The organism is Williamsia sp. Y721, assembly GCF_059683565.1.
The window spans coordinates 41,079-63,877 of the sequence record NZ_JCASNH010000003.1 but is presented as its reverse complement, the minus strand read 5'-3'; the positions used below and the strand labels follow the sequence as shown (position 1 = coordinate 63,877).

Below are 22,799 nucleotides of genomic sequence, written 5' to 3'. Positions count from 1 at the left end.
AATGGCACCCGCGTACGGGAATTGATCGGACCACGCTCATGTTAATTGAGTCGTATGCACTCAACTCTTTAAGGGAGGCTTCCGAATGGCAGCATTCTTCGGGCCCGAAGGCCCGCGCCGCATCGACATCAGCCGATTGATGAGCAAATCCACCCAGGCCCTCGTTGCAGACGCGGCCAAGTTTGCCGCGGGTCGCGGCGACACCGAGCTCGACGCCCTTCACATCCTGCGGGTCATGGCCGATCAGGAACCGGTCCGCAGCTTCATGGAGCGTGCGGGCGCTGCACCTGCAACCGTCATCGCCGCCGTCGACAAGGGGTTGCCGAACCACGGTCCCGCGACAGGTGTCGGCACCACCACCCTGAGCGCCGCAGTGAGGACCGCGGTCTTCGAGGCACATCAGCTTGCCCAGGCCTTTGGATCGGCCTTCATCGATCCGGAGCACCTGTTCCTGGCACTCGCCGGGGATCAGGATCGTGCGGCGGGACGACTCCTGGCATCTGCCGGGGTCACCCCCGAACGCCTGCAGTCCGCCGTACAGGGCGGTTCAGCAGCGACCGAAACCGCTGACAGCGCCACCCCAGGTCTCGACAAATACGGTTTCGACCTGACCGAACGCGCACGTTCGGGCGGCGTTGACCCGGTGATCGGACGCGCCGACGAAATCCAGCAGACCATCGAGATCCTGTCTCGGCGCACCAAGAACAACCCGGTGCTGGTCGGCGAGGCCGGCGTCGGCAAGACCGCGATCGTGGAAGGTCTCGCCCAGCGAATCGTGGACGGTGACGTCCCCGACCGGTTGGTCGGCAAACGGATCGTCCAACTCGATCTCTCGAGCATGGTGTCGGGTACGCGGTACCGCGGCGACTTCGAGGAACGACTCAACGGCGTGATCGACGAGATCGTCGCGCACTCCGACGAATTGATCGTTTTCATCGACGAGGTTCACACCATCGCAGGCGCAGGTGCCGGAGCCGACGGTTCGATGGATGCCGGAAACATCCTCAAGCCCAAGCTGGCTCGCGGTGAACTGCACATCGTCGGTGCCACCACACTCGACGAGTACCGGAAGAACATCGAGAAGGATCCGGCGCTCGAACGCCGGTTCCAGCCCGTGACGGTTCCCGAACCCAGCATCGCCGATGCCATCGAGATTCTCACCGGTCTACGTGGCCGGTACGAGGAGCACCACGGTGTGCGCTACTCCGACGAGGCGATCACTGCCGCGGTCGAGTTGTCCGCTCGCTACATCGGCGATCGGTTCCTGCCGGACAAGGCGATCGACCTGATCGACCAGGCCGGTGCCCGCATGCAGCTGACCACACCCAGTGGTGACAGCGAGGCGATTCGCAAGCAGCTCGCTGCAATCGAATCCGCGAAAGAAAGGGCGGTGGCGGACGAAGATTACGAGAAGGCTTCTCAGCTTCGAGACCAGACCGCCCGGCTTCAGGCGCGTCTCGACGGCGGCAGCGACAAGCCGGCAGTTGTGCTCGACGTGACCGCCGAGGACATCGCGGATGTGGTGTCGCGGGCCACCGGAATTCCGGCAGCTCAGATGACCGAGCAGGAGAAGAAACGGCTCCGCCGGCTCGAAGACGAACTGCACGAGCGGGTCGTCGGGCAGGACGACGCTGTCAAGGCGATCGCCCGGGCGGTGCGTCGTAACCGGACGGGAATGAGTGATCCCGATCGTCCGGTCGGCAGCTTCCTGTTCCTCGGACCCACCGGCGTCGGCAAGACCGAGCTGGCAAAGGCGTTGTCTGCCTCGCTGTTCGGAGACGAGTCGAAGATGCTTCGACTGGACATGAGCGAGTACGGCGAGCGTCACACCGTCAGCCGGCTCATCGGGGCGCCTCCGGGCTACGTCGGATACGGCGAAGCCGGGCAGCTCACCGAGCAGGTCCGTCGCAATCCGTATTCGGTGATCCTGCTCGACGAGATCGAGAAGGCCCACCCGGACATCTTCAACACGCTGCTCCAGGTTCTCGACGACGGACGCCTGACCGACAGTCAGGGCCGCACCGTCGACTTCAAGAACACCGTGTTGATCATGACCAGCAACCTCGGGTCGGACATCATCTCGAGCAAGTCCGGTGGACTCGGATTCAATTCCGGTGACACCGAGGCCTCGGAGAAGCCGATTCGCGACCGGATCATGGGGCGGCTGCGTGAATCGATGCGGCCGGAGTTCCTCAACCGGATCGATGAGATCGTCATCTTCCGCAAGCTCGACGAGGAACAGCTGCACCAGATCACCGATCTGCTGCTGGAGGACAGCCGGAAACGGCTCGGCGCCAAGGGCATCGAGATCGACTTCACCGATGCTGCGGTCGATTGGATTGCCGAGCACGGGCATCAGCCCGAGTTCGGTGCGCGCCCGTTGCGGCGTTCGATCCAGCGGGAGGTCGACGATCGCATCGCCGACCTGCTGCTCGACGAGGTCCTCATCGACGGCGGCAAGGTCTCGGTGGAGGTCAACGACGGTGAGCTGGAACTGACCGTCAGCTGACCTGATCCAGGTAACCCCTCCGATCCGCTCCACATAACACGATCCGCTCCACTTGCAGTGCGCTGCAGGTGGAGCGGATCGCTGTATGTGGAGCGGATTTTCTGGGTCAGTCGGCCCGAAGCGTCAGCTCGACTACGACCGGATCGTGATCACTTGCTCGCGTCACCGCCTGCGGGGTCACCAACTTGCGTGGATCCGCGGCCGAGAAGTGGCCCGACGCGTACACCCGATCGCTGTTGGGTGGTGCCCCGGCGGTCGATTCGGTCATGCCGGCCTCGGCGAATACCTCATGTTCCCGAGCAAACTCGGGTGATCCGTCGCGGATGTTGAAGTCGGCGCCGAATATCGTCGGCCCCTGCCACGCGCCGATCGTTGCCACCACCGGATCGACTTGACGTTTCGGCTCGTCGATCCCATGCTGCGGTGGACTGAAATGCCCCGACAGCACCCGGATACTGTTGCCGCCCACGGTGCGCACCATCGCATCGGTGGCCACCCGCGGCTGGTATTCCTTCATACCCCCGAACGGTAGCCAGGTCTGGCCCAGCTTTGTACTCACCACCGCGGCCCAGGCATCAGCGGTTGCCCGGAAACGGCGGGCGGTGTTGTCGCCGAGCGCATCTCCTATTCGCAGACCTCGCGCATCGGTGATTGTGACACCGTTGAACGTCATGACGCCGGTACCTTCTCGTCGCCCGTTGACCTTGTCGATCGCCGCGGTCATCACGGCCCCGGTGGGCCTCAGACGCTTGACGAGCGCGCCCAGCGTGTCGACGAAATTCGACCGCACCGCATAGTTGTCGAGTTCCTGCAGGAGGAGGATGTCGGGTCGTTCCCGTTTGATCGTCTCGGCGAGGAGATCGAGTTTGGCCGCGGTGGCGAAGAACTTTCCGGGTGCACCCATCCCGCCATGCACGTTGAACTCCATGACTCGCAACGTCTCGGTCGCGACGGGCGTCATCGCCGGCACCGCACCTGATCCCACCGCTGAGCGCAGACGGACGCGACCCACGCGCATCCCGAACAAGGCACCCGTCGTGGCGCCGAACAACAGACCCCGACCCATCCCGAGACCCGTCGACGCACCAACGGCCGCACCAATACCCGAGCCGCCGGCAACAAAAGGCGCCTGATCACGCAATCGTGTTCCAACGCTGTCGATTGCACTGCGAATATGAGCAGGTTCGGCCAGCGCGGGCAGTGCCGCCCCGATCGCCATCGGGCAGTCCTTGACCGCATGGATGTTCTGATCCACCGAAAGCGCCATGCCGCCGCCCTCCCCTTGCTACGAATTAGCCTTTCTGGGAAGACAGACTATCGGCGGTCGGCCGCAAACCATCCACGAACACAGCGACCATGCGTTGGTTGTACGCGAGATCCTCGCCGGGGACCGGCTGGCACAGCAACGCGACTGCATGCAGCACGGTCGTCGCACTGACATCAGAACGGACCTCCCCGCCCGCGGCATCGAGCAAGGATGCGACAACCGGTTCGAGACGCTGCATGAAGTAGTCGGGCAGCGAGTCGAACGCCGGGTCACCCGAATGCAGCGCCGAGGCGAGCCCGCGCTTGGTCCCGACGAACTCGGTGTACCGGAGCACCCACTTGGCGAGCGCCTCGGTCGGCTCATATGCGTCGCGGAGCGCCACCGCAGCGTCGACGCAGGCGTCTATCCCATGTTCCAGCACCGCCGCAACGAGGTCGGCGCGGCGCGGAAAGTGCCGGTACAGCGTCCCGACGCCCACGCCGGCCAGGTCGGTGATCTCCTTGGCGGGCGCGTCCACCCCAGAGCGAGCGAAGACAGCCTTCGCGGCGTCGAGCAGGGCATCGACATTGCGCTGCGCATCGGCCCGCTTTCGACGAGGCTGCTGCGGCGATTCGTCCGACTCCACGGTGTCCATTGGTCCTCCCCCTCTTGAGCTATTTCGGAAAGACATTCCGCTTAGGTATTGCCATACCGGAAAGCTATTCCATATAGTTGTGGAAGAGCTTTCCGGTTATGGATGTAACCCTACCGCCCGAACCGCTGATCGCCATCAGATCCCACTCCATCGGAGGCATCCCATGCAGTACCGCACCCTCGGCCGGACCGGCATCAAGGTCAGCCCCTACGCTCTCGGCACATTGATGCTCGGCGCATCGATGGGCAATCCCGACCACGACGACTCGGTTCGCATCATTCACAAGGCACTCGACGCCGGCATCAACTTCATCGACACCGCGGACGCCTACTCGTTGCCCCCGCAAGGTGCGTCCGAGGTGGTCGTCGGCAAAGCACTCAAGGGGCGTCGCGAAAACGTCGTCCTGGCAACCAAATTCGGCCGACCGATGGGCGAAGATCCCAACCGGCAGGGAACGTCCCGACGTTGGATCATCACTGCGGTGGAGGAATCCCTGCGCCGGTTGCAGACCGACTACATCGACCTGTATCAGATCCATCGCCTCGACCCGCAGACCGACATCGAGGAAACCCTGTCGGCACTGACCGACCTGGTCCGCAGCGGCAAGGTCCGGGCGATCGGTTCGTCGAATACGCCCGTCTCCAACATCATCGACGCTCAGTGGGTGGCCGAACAGAGAGGACTCGAGCGGCTCCGCACCGAACAGCCGCCCTACTCGATCCTCAACCGCGGCATCGAAGCCGAGGTACTGCCGACAGCTCAACGCTTCGGAATGGGGGTGCTCGTCTGGGGTCCACTCGGGCAAGGAATGCTCACCGGCCGCGCCCGCAAGGGCCAACAGTCCGACCTGGTCCGCGCAAGCTTCTTGAAGGCCTTCAGCGATGAACGTCGCCTCGACGCCGTCGAAGCGCTCATACCCCTGTCGGCCGAGGCAGGCCTGCCGATGACGCATCTCGCGATGGCGTTCGCGATCGCCCACCCCGGCGTCACCAGCGCGCTGATCGGAGCACGCACCATGCCGCAACTCGACGATCTTCTCGCCGGCCTCGATGTGACGCTCTCCGACGACATCCTCGACCGCATCGACGAGATCGTCCCGCCGGGCACCGATATCGGTACCCTCGACCAGGCCTACGTACCTCTCGCGTTGCAACACAAAGCGCTCCGGCGGCGGCCTCTCGCTGAGCGTGGTGCCGGCCAAACAGGCTGAACCCCAATCATTCTCGTCACTGTCGTGCATCTGCCTGGTCCCGCCAACCGGCGAGCACTGCATGAACTGCTTCAGCGCCGTGCAGGTGTTCGGGCGGCGCGGGCAGCACGCTGGGACACAGCAGAAATGGTCTACTCTGTGGGCCACCCATCCCGCCGTGTGAGCCCACCTGTTCCTCGAATGCGGCGACCTCGTCGGTCTCGGACCAGTACGCACCCCCAACCATGATGTCGGCGACGTTCTCGAATGTGTCGGTCCGGCGGATCTTTTGGAGTGCGTCCGGCCCGAAGTCCACCAGTGGGTCGATGCCCTCGACGCTGCCGGTGGCGACATCCACCGTGCCGTCGGCACCGAGGACAACAGAGCCGCCCGATGCCCGTGCGACAAGCAGAAATCCGATACCGGGGTGTGCACGCAACGCATCGAGAAGTCCCGGGTGTGCGGCGTCGATGGCGTCCATGTCGGCACGGCCGGATATTGCCGGGAAGCTGATCAATCCGAGATTGCCCGATCCGAGTACCACCGGTACCCCCTCGTCTGGGGCCTGCTTCTCGGGCGTTTTCGCTGAGCGCACGCTGGCCGCGGCGTACCCGGCGCCCTCGGCACCGGACTGCTGGTCGCCAGATGTGATGACTGCTACTGATTCACCGCACAGTTGCAGAACGAGCTGTTCCAGACTCACTCCGTAGCGCTGCAGGAAGGTCGCACCCTGACTCTGCCCATGATCGGACAGGATGGCGACGTGGTAAGGCCGATCCGCCTGATCGAGCACGGCAACGAGCATCCGGACCTCCTCGTCGATCTTGGTCAGCACCTTCAGCGTTTCGGGGCGGGAAATCCCCGAGTGATGCGACACCTCGTCATAGCCGATGAGGTCCGCGTAGATGATGCTCCGACCACCGATCAGATCCCGAACAACCGCTGCCACGGTGACATCAGTGGCCAGCACCGTGGTGAACGCTCGCACCAGCGGATACGTGCCGCCGCGGGGTACGCGCGGTCGAATATCGGCGCGACGCTGATGCCACGACTGCCGCAACTCCCGTTGCACCTCGGCGACCATCCTGATCAGGGTGCGCAACGCGCTCGAGGGATCGGCGAAATACGACGAGTAGCCTGCACCACCGCCGAGGCGCGCCCCGTGCATTCGGCTCACGACAAGGACATTGTCTTCTGCACCTCCGGTGAACAGGTTGCCGCGACTGGCACCGTCGATTGCCAGAAGCCCGGGACGGTCGGCGCGTTCGAGTTCGCGGTCCTCGTTGTCACGCGGATTGCTGAAGACCTCGATCTTGCCGGTGGCCTTGTCATACCAACGAAATGCGGGCACGTTGTGGTTCGAGCCGTGCAAGATGCCGAGCTGGCTTGCCCCCGTCTGACTGCTCCAATCGGTGTGCCACGGGATCAGGGTGTGCGTCTGTCTGACCATCGCAGCCAGTCCCGGGGTGACACCGTCCGCGATGGCCCGACGCAGCACATCGTGGCCGAGGCCGTCGATCTGAATACACAGCAGTCCGGGTTCGCCGGAAACGGGCGGGTGATTGCGACGAAGTCTCTGCCTGCGCACCTGCATCAGCCGATAGGCGGTATTCGAGCGGGACGCGATCGCGCCGCCGACAAACGAGGTGAACAACGACAGCAGCGTCGCCATCAAGACTGCATCCCAGGCTCTTTCGACCGATGCCACCGGGACGATGTACAGCGTCAACAGCATGATTGCGCCACTGGCGAAGAAGACCAACAAGAAGAGCACCGCTGGCCCGACCCATGACATCAGCCGAACGAACAGGGGCCACAACACTGCGCTGAGCACACCGAAGACCAGCGCAACCAACAACGCCGACGGCAACTTGGACAACGCCGGGATCCCGATGTTCACCGAATCCAGTGAGATTCCGTCGAAGACCACATCGAGCAGCAAGATCGCGATCGCCGATGACAGCCACAACACGGCGAATTCGATGAGAAGGCCGACCAGGCGGGCTGTGGTGCGCATAGGGCATCCCTTTCGCGTGATCTCTGGGATCGTAATGCGTGTGGGGGCGACACCGGGCGCAGACGACGATGACCGTGTCGGCGTGGCGCTGCGCTGGCTCGGGCATGCGAGCACGGTGATCGAAGACCGCGGCACCACCGTGATGACCGATCCGGTACTCACCTCACGGGTCGGACATCTACGCCGCCGACGAGGCCCTGTCCCCTCCGGCCTCACGGTTCAGAGTCCAGACGTCGTCCTGCTGTCCCACTTGCACGCCGATCACACGCATCTACCGTCGCTTCGGCTCCTGTCCGAGAACGTGCCGATCGTGGTGCCGTCGGGTGCTCCCGACTCGCTGCCTGCGCTACGCGACGTCGGCGACCGGCTGATCGAGGTGCGGCCGGGTGACGCCGTATCGATCGGCGAACTGTCGATTCAGGCAGTGCCCGCCGACCACGACGGGCGCAGGTGGCGCCGCGGGCCGCAGACAACGCCGGCGCTGGGTTACGTGATCACCGGCGACAAGCGCACCTATTTCGCCGGTGACACCGACCTCTATCCGGCTCTGGCCGACTGGGTTTCGGACATCGACCTGGCCCTGCTCCCGGTCGGCGGCTGGGGTCCGACGCTGGGCGCGGGACATATGGATCCGTCACGCGCAGTGCGCGCCGCGGAGATCATCTCGGCCCGCCGTGTGGTGCCCATTCACTTCGGAACGTTGTGGCCGGTCGGGATGGGCAGGGTCCGGCCCGAGCGGTTCTTCGGTCCCGGTGGCGAGTTCGTACAGCTCGCCACCGAGACCGGATTGCGTGCGACCGAGCTGGAGCCCGGCGGATCGCTGCCTGAGTAGACCCGGCGAGTGTGGCTACTTGTTCCCGAACCCCGCGTCGCGAAGCGCCTGCGCAAGTGACCCGTTGGCAGGCACCGGGGTGGACGACTTCCGCCCGGAGTTGTTGTCGCGTTTGGGGTTGCCCCGCTGATCGGGACGCGGTCCACGGCGCTGACCACCCTGATTGCCGCCTTGATTTCCACCCTGATTGCTACCGCGCTCGGGCTTGGCCTTTCCGGCACCGGGCTCGTCGTTCAGGCGTAGCGACAACCCGATCCGCTGCCGGTCGACGTCGACCTCCATCACCTTGACGCGGACAACCTGTCCGGACTTGACCACTTCATGCGGGTCGGAGATGAACTTGTCGGACATCGCGGAAACGTGAACCAGTCCGTCCTGGTGGACGCCCACGTCAACGAAGGCGCCGAATGCGGCCACGTTGGTGACAACGCCTTCGAGCACCATGCCGGGCTTGAGGTCGGCGACCTTCTCGACGCCCGCGGCGAATGTTGCGGTGGTGAACGCCGGACGCGGGTCACGACCGGGCTTTTCGAGTTCGGCGAGAATGTCGGTGACCGTCGGGACACCGAACCGGTCATCGGCGAACTCGGCCGGACGCAGCGCACGCAGCGCACGCTCGTTGCCGATCAGTTCCGCGAGGGTGACACCGGATCGATCAAGGATCTTGCGGACCACGGGGTACGCCTCGGGGTGCACACCCGACGCATCGAGGGGGTCGTCGCCCTCCCGGATGCGAAGGAAGCCGGCACACTGCTCAAAAGCCTTGGGCCCCAGGCGCGGAACCTTGAGCAGTGCCTTCCGGCTCTGGAACGGTCCGGTCGCATCGCGGTGAGCCACAATGGACTCCGCCAGCGTATTTGTCACGCCGGACACCCGCGAGAGCAGCGGCACCGATGCGGTGTTGAGGTCGACGCCGACAGCGTTCACGGCGTCTTCGACCACCGCGTTGAGGCTGCGGGCGAGGATGCCCGGGGTGATGTCGTGCTGATACTGCCCGACACCGATCGACTTCGGCTCGATCTTCACGAGCTCGGCCAGCGGATCCTGCAGACGGCGGGCGATAGAGACCGCACCGCGCAGCGAGACGTCCATGTCCGGGAACTCATGCGAGGCGTATTCCGAGGCCGAGTAGACCGAGGCGCCGGCCTCACTGACCATCGCCTTGGCCGGAGCTTTACCGGCGGCCTTGCCGATCTCGGCGATCAGTTCACCGGCCAGCGCGTCGGTTTCCCGAGAAGCGGTGCCGTTGCCGACCGCGATCAGTTCGATGCCGTGGCGGGCCACCAACGCGGCCAGTGTCGCCTTGGACTTGTCCCACTGGTTCTGCGGCTGGTGCGGAAAGATCGCGCAGGTGTCGAGGACCTTGCCGGTGCCGTCGACCACCGCGACCTTCACGCCGGTCCGGAATCCGGGGTCCAGGCCCAGGGTCGTGCGAGCGCCGGCGGGCGCGGCCAGGAGCAGGTCGCCGAGGTTGCGGGCGAACACCGCCACCGCATCTTCTTCAGCAGCACGACGCAGCCGGACGCGGGCGTCGACCATCGCAGTGATCATCAGTTTGGTGCGCCAGGCCAGACGAGCGGTTCCGATGAGCCACGGCGTTGCCGGGCCGGAGTTCGCGACGTCCACGCCCAGCGACGCTGCCGCCATCGCCTGGTAGCCGTCGTCGTCACCCCCGTCGAGTGTCAGCGACAGCATTTCTTCCTTCTCACCGCGCATGACAGCGAGCACGCGGTGCGACGGCATCTTGTCGAGTGGTTCGCCGTATTCGAAGTAGTCGCGGAACTTCTGTGCCGCAGGGGTATTCGCCACCGATTCCGACTTGGCGGCAGTCCGCAGCGACCCTTCCTTCCAGAACTTCTCCCGCACCGCGCCGACGAGCTCGGCGTCTTCCGAGACCTGCTCGATCAGGATGTGGCGCGCGCCCTCCAGGGCTGCTGCCGCATCCGCAACATTCTCGGACACAAATCCGGCCGCGACATCTTCAGGAACCAGCGACGGATCACTCAGCAGCTGCTCGGCCAGCGGGGCCAGGCCATTCTCGCGAGCGATCTGCGCCTTGGTGCGCCGCTTGGGCTTGTACGGCAGGTAGATGTCTTCGACGCGCGACTTGGTCTCGGCGGCGTTCAACGCAGCCTTCAGTTCGTCGGTGAGCTTGCCCTGCTCCTCGATCGAGGCCAGCACTGCTGCCCGCCGCTCATCGAGCTCCCGCAGGTACCGCAGCCGTTCATCCAGGGTACGGAGCTGAATGTCATCCAGACTGCCTGTGGCCTCTTTGCGGTACCGGGCGATGAACGGCACCGTCGAGCCCTCATCCAGCAGCTTTACCGCTGCCGCCACCTGTTCTTCCCGAACATCGAGTTCTTCGGCGATACGAGCATTCACGGACTTCACAGCTGGGGTCGATATCACCCGCTGAACCCTACCGAAGCAGGCTGACAATGGCCGACAGCGGTGGCATGGCCACGTCGTTAACATGGGCGAGACCGACGAACCGTCGACTGTTACTACAGAACGGGACTGATCTGTGCTGGAGATGACCAAGGGCTCGAGAACAGATCTGGTCGACGATCGTTACGTCGTCCGCATATCCACGACCGGGCAATCCGGGCTGGTGGATCTCGCTGCGGTGTTGCTCGCCGAGGACGGCAAAGTGCGTTCGGATGGTGACTTCATCTTCTTCAACAACCCGAAAGCATTTGGCGTTGCACTGACGTCGGACGACAGCATCACGGTCGATCTCAGCTCGATTCCCGATGGCGTCCAGCGCATTCTTCTCACTGCCAGCACCGAGGCACAGAACATCGATTTCGGTGCGGTACCGGGACTTTCGATCGAAGTTGCGGGTAGCTCCCAACAGTTTCGCTTCGCTCCTGCGAACCTGACAACCGAGACCGTCCTTCAGGCCGTCGCGCTGTACCGTCGCGGCGCCGGCTGGCGGATCGATGCCATCGGGCAGGGCTACAGCCAAGGTCTTGCTGCACTCGCTGTCGAGCACGGCATCGACGTCGAGGAGCCCACAACGCCGGAGGTTGCCCAGCCTGGCGTCATCCCGCCCGTGCCGGCCGAATCGCAGCCGCAAGCGGCATCGTCGTCGACGATCTCATTCGACAAGGTGAAGGTCGCTCTCACCAAGGACTCCCCCAGTCAGATCGCGAAGATCGATCTCCGAAAGTCGCAGGGCGACAACGACTGGGTGCTGACCGTCGGGCTGGAATGGGATGGCCGCGGTGCGACCTACGACGACAACGGCAATGTCACGAAATACGGCACCGGCGACCTTGACGTTTATTTCTTCTGCCGGAACGAGGTCACCAACGACTACGTCGTCATCAGCGGCGACAAAGGCCATCAGGGAAACCTGAAGAAGTGGCCGTTCATGCACCACTATGGAGACAGCAAGGGCCCAGGTAAAGGCAATAAGCCTGCCACAGAACAGGTTCGGGTCATCCCGAATGAAAACGGTGATCTGCTCGTCAACATCTATCAAAGCGTCGACAACGGCGGTGGCGCCATCGACAAGTTCGGTCGACCACGGGTGGCGATCCGCTACGGCCGCGCCGGCAAAGGTGGTTTGCCTGACGCTGATGCCGACGAGATCCTTGTCTACGTCGGCAACAGCAAGAACTCGTTCTGGGCGACCGTTGCCCACATCGATGTCCAGGACGGCGTTTTGACCGTCGACGGTGAGACCCGCTACAGCCGGATCGGTAGCGAGAAGATGCCCGGCCTGGACTCGAAGAGCAACTGGGTGCGCTCACCGGCAGACGGACCCAAAGGCCGCAGCAAGAAAGCCAACAAGGGTCTTGGCCTCAACAAGTACAGCGGGAAGTGCCCCACGTAGAGACAGTCGTCACTGCGGCTTCGAGAACACCGCCACCAGGAAGTCGGAGTTGTCGGAGAACGGACGTAGGTCCCACGTGGACATCAACAGGTCGACCACCAGACCACTCGCCTCGGCGTCGGCGAAGAAGTCGGAGAACTCGTAGTCCCGGCCGGCACCGAATCCGATGACCACCCGGCCATTTGGAGCCAGATGCCGTGCAAATCCGCTGAGTACATCGCGCCGGGTTGACGGTGCAACAAACGTGACCACGTTGCCCGCGCACAGGATGACGTCGAAGTCTGCGGCTATCCCCTGGCCCGGCAGATCCAGTTCGGCCAGATCACCGACAATCCACGTCGGGCCCGGATAATCCGCCTCGGCCTCCGCGATGAGCACCGGATCGACATCGACCCCGACCACCTGATGCCCGGTCGCATACAGGTGCCCTCCGAGACGGCCCGGACCACAACCTGCATCGAGGATCCGCCCGCCGCGGACCAACATCGCATCGATCAACCGCGCTTCACCCACGATGTCCTGGCCTTTGGCAGCCATCGACCGAAACCGCTCGGCGTACCGAGTCGAATGTGTGGGGTCAGCCGCAGTGATCTCTTCCCACTTGGTCGGCACACGATCACGTGGCACGTCGTCGCTCACTTTACGTAACTCCCTGGGGTCAGACCGGTGCTCGAACAACGTCGACCCGGTAGGACGACGTTGCCACTCCCCTACAACCCTAGTGCCATGTGACCCCGGTCAGCTGCTACCAAGGTCCGGAGCCGGTCACTCAACTCCCACGTATGCGGCGAGGTGTTCGCCGGTCAGCGTCGACCGATCAGCGATGAGGTCCGCCGGTGAGCCTTCGAAGACGACTTGGCCGCCATCGTGACCGGCGCCGGGACCGAGGTCGATGATCCAGTCAGCGTGGGCCATCACCGCTTGATGGTGCTCGATGACGATGACGGACTTACCGGAGTCGACCAGGCGGTCGAGCAGACCGAGCAGATTTTCGACGTCCGCGAGGTGCAGGCCGGTGGTCGGCTCGTCGAGCACATAGACGCCGCCCTTGCCTGCCATCTGGGTCGCCAGCTTGAGCCGCTGCCGTTCGCCACCGGACAGGGTCGGAAGCGGTTGGCCGAGTTTGATGTATCCCAGGCCGACATCGACCAGCCGCTCAAGGATCTTGTGTGCGGCAGGTATTTTGGCCTCGCCCTCGCCGAAGAACGCCTCGGCTTCAGCCACCGACATCTCCAATACCTGGCTGATGTCGCGTCCACCGAGGAGGTAGTTGAGTACCGCGGCCTGGAAACGCTTGCCCTCACACTCTTCGCAGGGAGTCGCCACACCGGCCATCATCGCGAGGTCCGAGTAGATCACGCCGGCGCCCTTGCAGGTGGGGCAGGCACCTTCGGAGTTGGCGCTGAACAGTGCCGGTTTCACGTTGTTGGCCTTGGCAAACGCCTTGCGGATGGGTTCGAGCAGTCCGGTGTATGTCGCCGGGTTGCTGCGCCGTGAGCCGCGGATCTCGGACTGGTCGACGGTGACCACGCCTTCGTTGCCGGCCACTGAACCGTGGATCAGTGAACTCTTGCCCGAGCCCGCCACACCGGTGACGACAACCAACACACCGAGCGGGATGTCGACGTCCACATCACGCAGGTTGTGGGTGGACGCACCACGCACCTCCAAAATCCCGGAGCCGGCGCGCACCTCGGTCTTGAGCGAAGCCCGGTCGTCGAGGTGGTGACCGGTGATCGTGTCGCTGGCCCGCAACCCCTCGACCGTTCCCTCGTACATCACCTGGCCACCGTCGCTGCCGGCCCGCGGACCGAGGTCGATCACGTGGTCACCGATGGCGATGGTCTCCGGCTTGTGCTCTACGACCAGTACTGTGTTTCCCTTGTCCCGCAGACGCAGCAGCAGCGTGTTCATCCGCTCGATGTCATGGGGGTGCAGGCCGATGGATGGTTCGTCGAAGACGTAGGTGGTGTCGGTGAGCGACGATCCGAGATGTCGAATCATTTTGGTGCGCTGGGCTTCACCACCGGACAACGTGCCCGACGAGCGGTCCAGCGAGAGATAGCCGAGGCCGATCTCGACAAAAGAGTCGAGAGTCCGCTGCAAGGTTGTCAGCAGCGGGGCCACCGACGGCTCTTTGAGTCCACTCACCCAGTCGGCAAGGTCACTGATCTGCATCGCACAGGCGTCAGCGATGCTGACCTTGTTGATCTTCGACGACCGCGCCCCTTCGTTGAGTCGGGTGCCGTCACAGTCGGGACAGATGGTGAACGTGACGGCCCGCTCCACAAACGCGCGGATGTGCGGCTGCATCGCGTCAACATCCTTGGACAGGAACGACTTCTGGATCTGCGGGACCAGACCGGCATAGGTGAGGTTGATCCCGTCGACCTTGATCTTGGTCGGCTCGCGGTAGAGCAGATCGTTCAACTGCCTCTTGGTGAACTTGCTGATCGGCTTGTCGGGATCGAAGTAGCCGCAACCGCGATAGATGCGGCCATACCAGCCATCCATGCTGTAACCCGGGATCGTGATGGCACTTTCGTTGAGCGACTTGGTTTCGTCGTACAGCGCGGTCAGATCGATGTCGGAGACCGATCCGCGGCCCTCGCATCGCGGGCACATACCGCCGGTGATCGAAAAGCTCCGGCGCTCTTTGGTCTCGCGACCACCCTTTTCGATGGTGACCGCGCCCGCTCCGGAAATCGAGGCGACATTGAACGAGAACGCCTGGGGTGAGCCGATGTGCGGCTTGCCGATTCGACTGAAGAGGATGCGCAGCATCGCGTTGGCATCGGTGGCCGTACCAACCGTCGACCGCGGATCAGCACCCATCCGCTGTTGATCAACAATGATCGCGGTGGTCAGACCGTCGAGGACGTCGACCTCGGGCCGCGCGAGGGTGGGCATGAACCCCTGCACAAACGCACTGTAGGTCTCGTTGATCATCCGCTGAGACTCCGCGGCGATGGTGCCGAACACGAGCGAACTCTTACCCGAGCCGGACACCCCGGTGAACACAGTCAGCCGGCGCTTCGGGATCTCGACGCTGATGTCTTTCAGATTGTTGACGCGGGCGCCCTGCACCCGAATCATGTCGTGACTGTCGGCCACGTGCAGTTCTGGCGGCTGGGTCTGCTTCTTGGTGGCCATGTTTGGTCAAGTCTCCATATCTGCGGACAAGCGTCGTTTCTGGGCTACGACCATGGTGCCCGACGTTTGCTCAGTCGAACAGGCATCGCCGATGAAGATCCCCGAGAAGTCCCTGCGGGATATTGTGATGCCGCAGAGTCTGGAGAAAGGCGCAACGATGGTGACAATGAAGGTCGGAACCGACAAGAACGACCCCGATGTCGAGGTGACGATCTCGGCCGCAAAGTTCAATCGGCACACGTTCTGGTGCGGACAAAGCGGCTCAGGTAAGACCTACGCACTCGGCGTGATTCTCGAACAACTGATCCTCCACACCGAGTTACCGCTGCTCATCCTCGACCCGAATGCGGATTTCACTCGCCTGCAGGACGTCCGCGACGGCGCCGACCCCGATATCGCCCGTGAGATCTCAGAGTCCGATATCCGGGTTCTGCACTCCACCAACCGCAACGGAGAACGGCTTCGAACGCGGTTCCTCGCATTGTCGCTGGCGGCCAAAGCAGCGGTGCTTCAGATTGATCCGATCGCGGACGCCGACGAATACAACGTGCTCCTACATGCCGATTCGGATGCCGTCGCAGGTTTCAACGAGCAGACCTTCCTGGCCGCATTACGCAACTCCGACGATCAGGGCAAGCAACGACTCGCCACCCGCATCGAAAATTTGCAGGTGCTCGACTGGGATCTCTGGTCTCGCGGTGCCGTGCCGGTCACCGACGTGGTCGCCTCGCGGCCCCGTGCCACCGTTCTCGACCTCGGTGGCTTCTCGCACGCGGCAGAACCCAAAGTGGCCGCACTCAGTGTGCTCGAACAGCTGTGGGCGCAACGGGAAGAACGTCGCCCGATCCTGATCGTCATCGACGAAGCGCACAACATCTGTCCGCCGGTCGCGACATCGGCTGTCGAGAAAGCACTGATCGATCAGTTGGTCCAGATCGCCGCCGAAGGACGCAAGTTCGGACTGTGGCTGCTTCTATCGACGCAGCGTCCGACGAAGATCCACCCGAACGTGCTGTCCCAGTGCGACAACCTGTGCCTGATGCGGATGAACGCGCCGCGTGATCTCGCAGAATTGGCCGACGTGTTCGGGTTCGTGCCCGAACACATGCTCGCCGAATCCCCGGAGTTCCGCCAAGGTCAGGCACTGTTCGCGGGTGGTTTCATCACCTCACCGACCTTCACACAAATGGGTGCACGCATCACCGAGGAAGGCGGGGCCGACGTCCAGGTCCCGATGCCGGCCGCCGTCGGCTGACGCGGGCGACCGGGCTGCCGGAGTCAGCGCAGTTCTTGGATCCGCACCATGTTGCCCGACGGATCACGCAAGGCGCAGTCGCGGACCCCGTATGGCTGTTCGGTCGGTTCCTGAACGATCTCGGTGCCGCCGGCCTGCACCTTTTCAAAGGTGGCATCGAGATCCTTGGTCGCCAGCAACAGACTTGCGTACGTGCCCTTGGCCATCATCTCTTCGATGGTCCGGCGTTCTTCGTCGGTGGTTCCGGGGTCGGCACCCGGCGGGGACAGAACGATGTTCACGTCGGGCTGGCCGACCGGGCCAACCGTGAGCCAGCGCAGCCCGTTGTAGCCGACGTCGTTGCGTACTTCGAAGCCGAGCGTGTCGCGGTAGAACCCCAGCGCGGCCTCAGCATCATTGTGCGGAAGGAAACTTGAATGAATTGTGATGTCCATGGGTTTCACGCTAGCTGTGGGTCGGCGGTGCGCGCTTCTCGATTCCTGACCGGTCTGGTCACCTGCTTCTCCACACAGGACGGAATCCCGGCGGACCCGTCGGCCGACTCACGGCGATAAACACTCGGCGGCACTCCGACCAACTCCGTGAAGCGGGTGCTGAATGTGCCGAGCGATGAACAGCCGACCTCGAAGCACACTTCGGTGACGCTCATATCACCGCGACGGAGCAACGCCATCGAACGCTCGATGCGCCGAGTCATCAGATAGGAGTAGGGCGACTCACCGTAAGCACGCTTGAACTCACGACTCAGGTGGCCGGCGGAGATGTTCACACCCCGCGCGAGTTCTTCCACGTTCAATGGCTGCGCATGTTCCCGGTCGATGCGGTCGCGCACACGGCGCAACAGTGCAAGATCAGTCAGCTTCTGCGTATGCGTGGGGGCGCTGGTCACGCGTCCAATCGTGCCACGCGCTCACTTCTGGGGCGAGGGCAAAGCGCTACTCGTGCGGCGGTTCACCGGTGACGACGTGATCGGCATGGTTCATGCCCTCAGCCACCAAACGGGCCAGATGACCATCGCGGATCCGGTAGATGACCCGCCTGCCGTCCTTACGGGTGTCGACGAGTCCGGTCAATCGCAGCTTCGCCAGATGCTGGCTGACAGCTGTCCGCGATGCTGCAGAAGACTCGATGAGAGCGGAGACGTCAGCCTCGCCGTGGGTCAGCAGCCACAAGATATGTAGACGAGTTGGATCCGAGAGCATGCGAAAGGTGCTCGACGCGGCGTCCAGACGGGCCTGATCAGGCGCGACCGGATGCGCCAGGCTTGACGGCGCATTCTGCACTGCTGGTGACTTCTTTGCCATCGCAGTCATCGCCCTTTTCACTTCGCGCCACTCCGGGCATCCTGTTTGTCCCCTACCGGTCTGTGCGCCGGATGTACCGGACGTGCCGGCCAGATCATCGCCGCGCCAGTGGTGGCAAGTGTAGCCATCAGGGCCAACACGATCGCGGCCGCCGACTGACTCACCTGCGATCCAACCCAGCCCGCGATCAGGTAGGTCAGCAAAAAGCACGCGTGGGACAACGAGAACTGGGCTGCGAATACCTGAGCCCAGTTCTGCTGCGTGGACCCATCCCGAATCAATCGCGCCGCCGGCGTGTTGACCAGCGAGGTTCCGACACCCAACACCACCCACACCGTGCCGAGCACCGTCCATCCCACCGCGGGTGGCGGTGATGAGTACAGCATCACCACGGTCGCAGCCAGGCCAACCGGCAAAATGGCTGCGCCACAGATCATCACGCGGCGCACCCCGAGCACGTGCAGCAGAAGTGGCACACCGATGGCCGCTGCCATCGAACCGGTCCCGAAACAGGCCAACGCCAAGGCCACGCCCGCGCTGGAGCCGCCGAGCATTCCGCGCACGTAGACAACGGTGTTCACGAGAACAATCGCCGACGCGCAGGCAACCACCATGTTGAGCGCAAGCAGGGAGCGTAAGACCGGATCTGCCACCATGATTCGAGATCCGAGGGTAATCCTGCGCATCAACGGTCCCGACCGATCCGCCGGCTGCACACACGGCAGAACGGCGGTGGCCACCAATATTGCGGACAGCACGAACCCGAGTGCGGTACCGACAAACAGTGAGTTGTAGGTGATCACCGTCAACAATCCTGCCGCAATCACCGGACTCGCCAACGATTCCAGGTCGTACGCCAACCGCGACAATGACAGCGCCCGCGTGTAGTCGTCCTCCTTGGGAAGCACCGACGGAATGATCGACTGAAATGCCGGGGTGAACGTCGCCGACGCCGCCTGCAACACAAAGATGAGTCCATAGATCTGCCAGGCCTGATCCACAAACGGCAGCAGCACCGCGATCATCGCGCGCACGCCATCCGCAGCAACCAACACGACCTTGCGGGGAATCCTATCGACCACCGCCGACATCACCGGCGCCACAACAACATACGCAACCATCTTGATCGCCAACGCCGTACCCAACACCGCGCCCGCATCGCTACCTGCAATGTCGAACGCGAGCAAACCAAGTGCGACCGTCAGTAACCCCGTGCCCACCAACGCGACAAGCTGCGCAGCGAACAGCCTGCGGAACGTTCGCACAGCCAGAACTTCAAGCACGATCCCCCATCCCACCTGGGCTCGTCGTGTCTAATACGTGCATACTTGCGCAACTATACAACCTATCGGGGGTTGACGACAGTGGGTCTGACACGCGCAAAGCGGTCTCGGCTGATCAGGGCAGTCTCGGCTGAGCCGGCAAGCTTCATCTGTCCGAAATCTCCCGTTCGCTGCCTGGGTGCCTGGGGTTCGGTCATGCGCTTCCTACCCAAGACAACCTTTAGCGATGCGTCAGAAAACTCCGGTGATGAACCGCCGAACCCTGCTCCGCGCGTCCGCCATCGGCGCCCTTCTTGTTCCCGCCGGAGGCGCACTTGCCGCCTGCGGAAACTCAGGTTCGTCGGCAGCGCCGCTGTCGACCGGATTGGTGGTACCGCGTCCACGCCTGACCCACGGCATCGCATCAGGCGATCCACGCACTGACGGCGCACTGATCTGGGCACGGTCAGACGCTCAATCGACGATGATCGTCGAGACGTCGGCGACCGAGTCCTTCGCCAACACACAACGATTCACCGGACCTGTGTTGTCCCCGACCTCCGACGGCACCGGCCGGATTCGGCTGACCGGCCTCGAGCCAGGGCAAACCGTGCACTACCGCGTCACTTTGGAGGGCGAGGACGGCGCGAAATCCGAGGCCGCGACCGGCGTATTCCGCACCGTCCCCCAGAAGTCGGCGCCAGTTCATTTCCTCTGGTCTGGCGACGTTGTCGGACAGGGCTGGGGCATAAACGAAAGCCTCGGCGGGATGACCATTTTCGGCGCGATGGCCGATCTGGAACCGGACTTCTTCATCCACTCCGGTGATGCGATCTACGCAGACGGGCCGGTGCCCGGCACTCAGCAGCAGAGTGATGGCGGAACCTATGTCAACGTCACATCGGAGGCGAAATCGCATGTGGCACAGACACTCGACGACTTCCGCGGTAACTACGCCTACAACATGACCGACAGCAACTACCGCCGTTTTGCCGCGCACGTGCCACAGGTGGTGCAGTGGGACGATCACGAAGTGGTGAACAACTGGTTCCCCGGCGAATCATTGGCCGGACAAGACCGCAAGGGATACACCGAAAACGATGTGGACAAGCTGGCCGGTTTCGCCGCACAGGCCTGGCAGGAGTGGCAGCCGGTGCTGCCAAGCGAGGCAGTCGACGGGCGGTTGTACCGAAAGATCTCGTACGGTCCCGAGTTGGACGTCTTTGTGCTGGACATGCGCAGCTACAAGGATCCGAATCCCAATGCCTGGAGTACCAACAGCCCAGAAGGTGTGTTGGGCGCGAAGCAGACCCAGTGGCTCATCGACGGGCTGAAGACGTCGAAAGCGAGGTGGAAGGTCGTCGCCAACGACCTACCCATCTCCATTGTGGTGCCCGATAAGGCAACCGACCCCGGCAACGGACCAAAATCGATGGAGGCGGTGGCCCAGGGCGATCCAGGTGCACCGTTGGGTCGCGAGATCGCGTTCGCGAAGATCTTGTCGGAGACCAAGAACGTCCCGAATATCGTGTACCTGACTGCCGACGTGCACTACACCGCGGCAATTTCCTACGATCCGAGTCGCGCCGGATACTCCGATTTCGCCCCCTTCTGGGAATTCGTGTCCGGCCCACTCAACGCCGGCGCGTTTCCCGAAAGTCCATTGGACGGCACATTCGGTGCCCAGTACGAGTTCGTACACGCCCCCAAAGAATCAAACATCTCTCCTGCGGAGGGCTTTCAGCACTTCGGAGAGGTGACCATCGACCCAGAGAACCGGACATTCACGGTGAATCTGCGTGACAAGCAGGGCGCCAGCCTGTTCTCCAAGGTGCTCACCGCGTCGTAACCCCAGTACACAGCACAGTCGACCGCACCGATATCGCGCTGAAGAAGTTCTGACAAACACAAAAGCAGGGCGGTTTCCCGATCCCTGCCTCTTTCAAGATATAGCGCAACCGGGGTCTTGCCGCAAGACCCCGGTAGTGCTGCAGAATCACCCGTCGTAACCAGAACACACTGCGTTCAGGACTCGCGAAGTCGTGAAATATGGCTCTGCTGATGGGAATTCCATGATTGATGTGATTGTTGCGGGCGGGGGCCCGACCGGCTTGATGTTGGCGGCCGAACTGCGATTGCACGGCGTACACACCGTGATCTTGGAGAGGGACACCGAGCCGACGAAGATCGTCCGCGCGCTCGGCCTGCACGCGCGCAGCATCGAGGTGCTGGATCAGCGAGGTGTCCTGGCACAGTTTCTCGAAGCGGGCCAAAAGTATCCGGTCGGCGGATTCTTCGCGGGCATCGCCAAGCCACCGCCCAACCATCTGAACACCGCACATGGCTATGTACTCGGAATACCGCAACCTGTCACCGACCGACTACTGGCGCAGCGCGCTGCCGGGCTCGGGGCCGAGATCCGGCGCGGTCGTGAGCTGGTCGGCCTGGAACAGGACGATCAGGGCGTGAGTGTCGAATTGGCCGACGGGACAACACTGCGCTCGCGTTACGTCGTCGGTTGCGACGGCGGCCGTAGCACGGTGCGCAAGCTACTTGACGTGGCATTTCCGGGCGAAAACTCCTGCGTCGACACACTGTTGGGTGAGGTAGAGCTGACGGCCGATCCAGAGACTCTCGCCGCTGTGATGACCGAAATCCGTAAAACACAGCTGCGGTTCGGCATCGGACCGCTGGGTGACGGTCTGTACCGGGTCGTCGTACCTGCGGCGGCGGTGGCCGAGAACCGCACCACTCCAACCACTCTGGACGAACTCAGACAGCAGCTGCGGGTGACTGCAGGCACCGACTTCGGGGTGCATTCTCCGCGATGGTTGTCCCGATTCAGTGACGCCACCCGGCAGGCCGAGCGGTATCGGGTCGGCCGGGTGTTCCTGGCGGGCGACGCGGCACACATCCACCCGCCGGTCGGCGGGCAAGGACTGAACCTCGGCATCCAAGATTCCTTCAACCTCGGCTGGAAGCTGTCCGCCGAGATCAACGGTTGGGCACCACGCAGTTTGCTCGACACCTACGAAGCCGAACGACATCCCGTGGGGGCGGCCGTGTTGAAGAACACCCGCGCCCAGATGGCGCTGATGGCAACCGATCCCGGCGCGCTCGCGCTGCGCGAATTGTTCTCGTCGCTGATGGATTTCGACGATGCGAACACGTTCATCACCGAGATCATCACTGCCATCGGGATCCGCTACGACTTCGGTGAGGGCCATGAGCTCGTCGGCCGGCGTTTGCGCGACCTGGAGCTGAAAAACGGTCGCCTCTACGGGCTGATGCATGCCGGTCGCGGGCTACTCCTCGACCAGACCGGCCGGCTGTCGGCGGTGGGTTGGGCCGATCGGGTCGACCACATCGTGGACAAAAGCGAAGAGTTGGACGTGCCCGCGGTATTGCTGCGACCGGACGGTCATGTGGCCTGGATCGGCGACGATCAGCACGATCTCCTCGATCACCTGCCCCGATGGTTTGGCGCTGCCGCGACCTGAATCTTCGACGCGCGTTCACACACCCGCTTGAACGTC

The 22,799-nt window shown here is 63.3% G+C and carries 17 protein-coding genes; 7 read left to right on the top strand and 10 right to left on the bottom strand.

The window, feature by feature from the left end:
* Window positions 1–85 precede the first annotated feature (85 nt).
* The gene (locus AC56PL_RS14950) at window positions 86–2,509 is read left to right on the top strand and encodes an ATP-dependent Clp protease ATP-binding subunit (protein WP_497154347.1); all 2,424 of its coding nucleotides are present in this window, start codon (window positions 86–88) and stop codon (window positions 2,507–2,509) included.
* A 106-nt stretch (window positions 2,510–2,615) separates the two neighbouring features.
* On the opposite strand, the gene AC56PL_RS14945 is transcribed toward AC56PL_RS14950, so the two are convergent.
* Entirely contained in the window at window positions 2,616–3,776 is a 1,161-nt protein-coding gene (locus tag AC56PL_RS14945) for an endonuclease/exonuclease/phosphatase family protein (protein WP_497154346.1), read from the bottom strand.
* A 25-nt stretch (window positions 3,777–3,801) separates the two neighbouring features.
* Entirely contained in the window at window positions 3,802–4,410 is a 609-nt protein-coding gene (locus AC56PL_RS14940) for a TetR/AcrR family transcriptional regulator (RefSeq protein WP_497154345.1), read from the bottom strand.
* A gap of 163 nt (window positions 4,411–4,573) precedes the next feature.
* On the opposite strand from AC56PL_RS14940, the gene AC56PL_RS14935 reads away from it, so the two are divergent.
* On the top strand, window positions 4,574–5,620 hold the full coding sequence (locus tag AC56PL_RS14935; protein WP_497154344.1) for an aldo/keto reductase: 1,047 nt from the start codon (window positions 4,574–4,576) through the stop codon (window positions 5,618–5,620).
* Window positions 5,621–5,636: 16 nt separating this feature from the next.
* Here AC56PL_RS14935 and AC56PL_RS14930 read toward each other — a convergent pair whose 3' ends face one another.
* Window positions 5,637–7,616 carry an alkaline phosphatase family protein gene (locus tag AC56PL_RS14930; RefSeq protein ID WP_497154343.1) on the bottom strand — a complete coding sequence of 660 codons (1,980 nt, stop codon included), beginning with the start codon at window positions 7,614–7,616 and terminating at the stop codon, window positions 5,637–5,639.
* Between the two features lie 34 nt (window positions 7,617–7,650).
* Here AC56PL_RS14930 and AC56PL_RS14925 point away from each other — a divergent pair, with 34 nt between their 5' ends.
* Window positions 7,651–8,448, top strand: a complete 798-nt coding sequence (locus AC56PL_RS14925; protein ID WP_497154342.1) for an MBL fold metallo-hydrolase — start codon at window positions 7,651–7,653, stop codon at window positions 8,446–8,448.
* 15 nt (window positions 8,449–8,463) lie between these two features.
* Here the strand turns inward: AC56PL_RS14925 and AC56PL_RS14920 are convergent, their stop codons facing one another.
* Window positions 8,464–10,839, bottom strand: coding sequence for a Tex family protein (locus AC56PL_RS14920; protein ID WP_497154829.1), 2,376 nt, complete (start codon window positions 10,837–10,839; stop codon window positions 8,464–8,466).
* A gap of 142 nt (window positions 10,840–10,981) precedes the next feature.
* Here AC56PL_RS14920 and AC56PL_RS14915 point away from each other — a divergent pair, with 142 nt between their 5' ends.
* Window positions 10,982–12,289, top strand: a complete 1,308-nt coding sequence (locus AC56PL_RS14915) for a TerD family protein (RefSeq protein ID WP_497154828.1) — start codon at window positions 10,982–10,984, stop codon at window positions 12,287–12,289.
* A 9-nt stretch (window positions 12,290–12,298) separates the two neighbouring features.
* Here AC56PL_RS14915 and AC56PL_RS14910 read toward each other — a convergent pair whose 3' ends face one another.
* Both AC56PL_RS14910 and AC56PL_RS14905 read right to left on the bottom strand, forming a co-directional pair.
* Window positions 12,299–12,928 carry a class I SAM-dependent methyltransferase gene (locus AC56PL_RS14910; RefSeq protein ID WP_497154341.1) on the bottom strand — a complete coding sequence of 210 codons (630 nt, stop codon included), beginning with the start codon at window positions 12,926–12,928 and terminating at the stop codon, window positions 12,299–12,301.
* Between the two features lie 126 nt (window positions 12,929–13,054).
* Window positions 13,055–15,442 (bottom strand): ATP-binding cassette domain-containing protein, encoded by a 2,388-nt coding sequence (locus AC56PL_RS14905; protein WP_497154340.1) that lies wholly within the window; start codon window positions 15,440–15,442, stop codon window positions 13,055–13,057.
* A gap of 157 nt (window positions 15,443–15,599) precedes the next feature.
* Here AC56PL_RS14905 and AC56PL_RS14900 point away from each other — a divergent pair, with 157 nt between their 5' ends.
* A complete protein-coding gene (locus AC56PL_RS14900; protein WP_497154827.1) occupies window positions 15,600–16,697 on the top strand; it encodes an ATP-binding protein in 1,098 nt (365 codons plus the stop codon).
* Window positions 16,698–16,720: 23 nt separating this feature from the next.
* Here the strand turns inward: AC56PL_RS14900 and AC56PL_RS14895 are convergent, their stop codons facing one another.
* The 4 genes from AC56PL_RS14895 to AC56PL_RS14880 are packed head-to-tail and all read right to left on the bottom strand — an operon-like array spanning window position 16,721 to window position 19,284.
* Window positions 16,721–17,131, bottom strand: coding sequence for a VOC family protein (locus tag AC56PL_RS14895; protein WP_482139785.1), 411 nt, complete (start codon window positions 17,129–17,131; stop codon window positions 16,721–16,723).
* A gap of 5 nt (window positions 17,132–17,136) precedes the next feature.
* On the bottom strand, window positions 17,137–17,586 hold the full coding sequence (locus AC56PL_RS14890) for a helix-turn-helix transcriptional regulator (protein ID WP_482139787.1): 450 nt from the start codon (window positions 17,584–17,586) through the stop codon (window positions 17,137–17,139).
* Between the two features lie 46 nt (window positions 17,587–17,632).
* On the bottom strand, window positions 17,633–18,010 hold the full coding sequence (locus tag AC56PL_RS14885; RefSeq protein WP_495516135.1) for a metalloregulator ArsR/SmtB family transcription factor: 378 nt from the start codon (window positions 18,008–18,010) through the stop codon (window positions 17,633–17,635).
* 8 nt (window positions 18,011–18,018) lie between these two features.
* Complete coding sequence (locus AC56PL_RS14880; RefSeq protein WP_497154339.1) at window positions 18,019–19,284, bottom strand: MFS transporter; 1,266 nt, start codon at window positions 19,282–19,284, stop codon at window positions 18,019–18,021.
* Window positions 19,285–19,510: 226 nt separating this feature from the next.
* Between AC56PL_RS14880 and AC56PL_RS14875 the strand changes: the two genes are divergently transcribed.
* Together AC56PL_RS14875 and rox are read left to right on the top strand one after the other, a co-directional pair.
* Window positions 19,511–21,112: an alkaline phosphatase D family protein gene (locus tag AC56PL_RS14875; RefSeq protein WP_497154338.1), complete on the top strand. Its 1,602-nt coding sequence runs from the start codon at window positions 19,511–19,513 to the stop codon at window positions 21,110–21,112.
* 223 nt (window positions 21,113–21,335) lie between these two features.
* Window positions 21,336–22,763, top strand: coding sequence for a rifampin monooxygenase (gene rox / locus AC56PL_RS14870; protein WP_497154337.1), 1,428 nt, complete (start codon window positions 21,336–21,338; stop codon window positions 22,761–22,763).
* Window positions 22,764–22,799 lie beyond the last annotated feature (36 nt).

Coding starts and splice junctions, on each gene's coding strand:
- AC56PL_RS14950 (WP_497154347.1), top strand. CDS start 86: ATGGCAGCATTCTTCGGGCCCGAAGGCCCGCGCCGCATCGACATCAGC.
- AC56PL_RS14945 (WP_497154346.1), bottom strand. CDS start 3,776: ATGGCGCTTTCGGTGGATCAGAACATCCATGCGGTCAAGGACTGCCCG.
- AC56PL_RS14940 (WP_497154345.1), bottom strand. CDS start 4,410: ATGGACACCGTGGAGTCGGACGAATCGCCGCAGCAGCCTCGTCGAAAG.
- AC56PL_RS14935 (WP_497154344.1), top strand. CDS start 4,574: ATGCAGTACCGCACCCTCGGCCGGACCGGCATCAAGGTCAGCCCCTAC.
- AC56PL_RS14930 (WP_497154343.1), bottom strand. CDS start 7,616: ATGCGCACCACAGCCCGCCTGGTCGGCCTTCTCATCGAATTCGCCGTG.
- AC56PL_RS14925 (WP_497154342.1), top strand. CDS start 7,651: ATGCGTGTGGGGGCGACACCGGGCGCAGACGACGATGACCGTGTCGGC.
- AC56PL_RS14915 (WP_497154828.1), top strand. CDS start 10,982: ATGACCAAGGGCTCGAGAACAGATCTGGTCGACGATCGTTACGTCGTC.
- AC56PL_RS14905 (WP_497154340.1), bottom strand. CDS start 15,442: ATGGCCACCAAGAAGCAGACCCAGCCGCCAGAACTGCACGTGGCCGAC.
- AC56PL_RS14900 (WP_497154827.1), top strand. CDS start 15,600: ATGGTGACAATGAAGGTCGGAACCGACAAGAACGACCCCGATGTCGAG.
- AC56PL_RS14895 (WP_482139785.1), bottom strand. CDS start 17,131: ATGGACATCACAATTCATTCAAGTTTCCTTCCGCACAATGATGCTGAG.
- AC56PL_RS14885 (WP_495516135.1), bottom strand. CDS start 18,010: ATGACTGCGATGGCAAAGAAGTCACCAGCAGTGCAGAATGCGCCGTCA.
- AC56PL_RS14875 (WP_497154338.1), top strand. CDS start 19,511: ATGCGTCAGAAAACTCCGGTGATGAACCGCCGAACCCTGCTCCGCGCG.
- rox (WP_497154337.1), top strand. CDS start 21,336: ATGATTGATGTGATTGTTGCGGGCGGGGGCCCGACCGGCTTGATGTTG.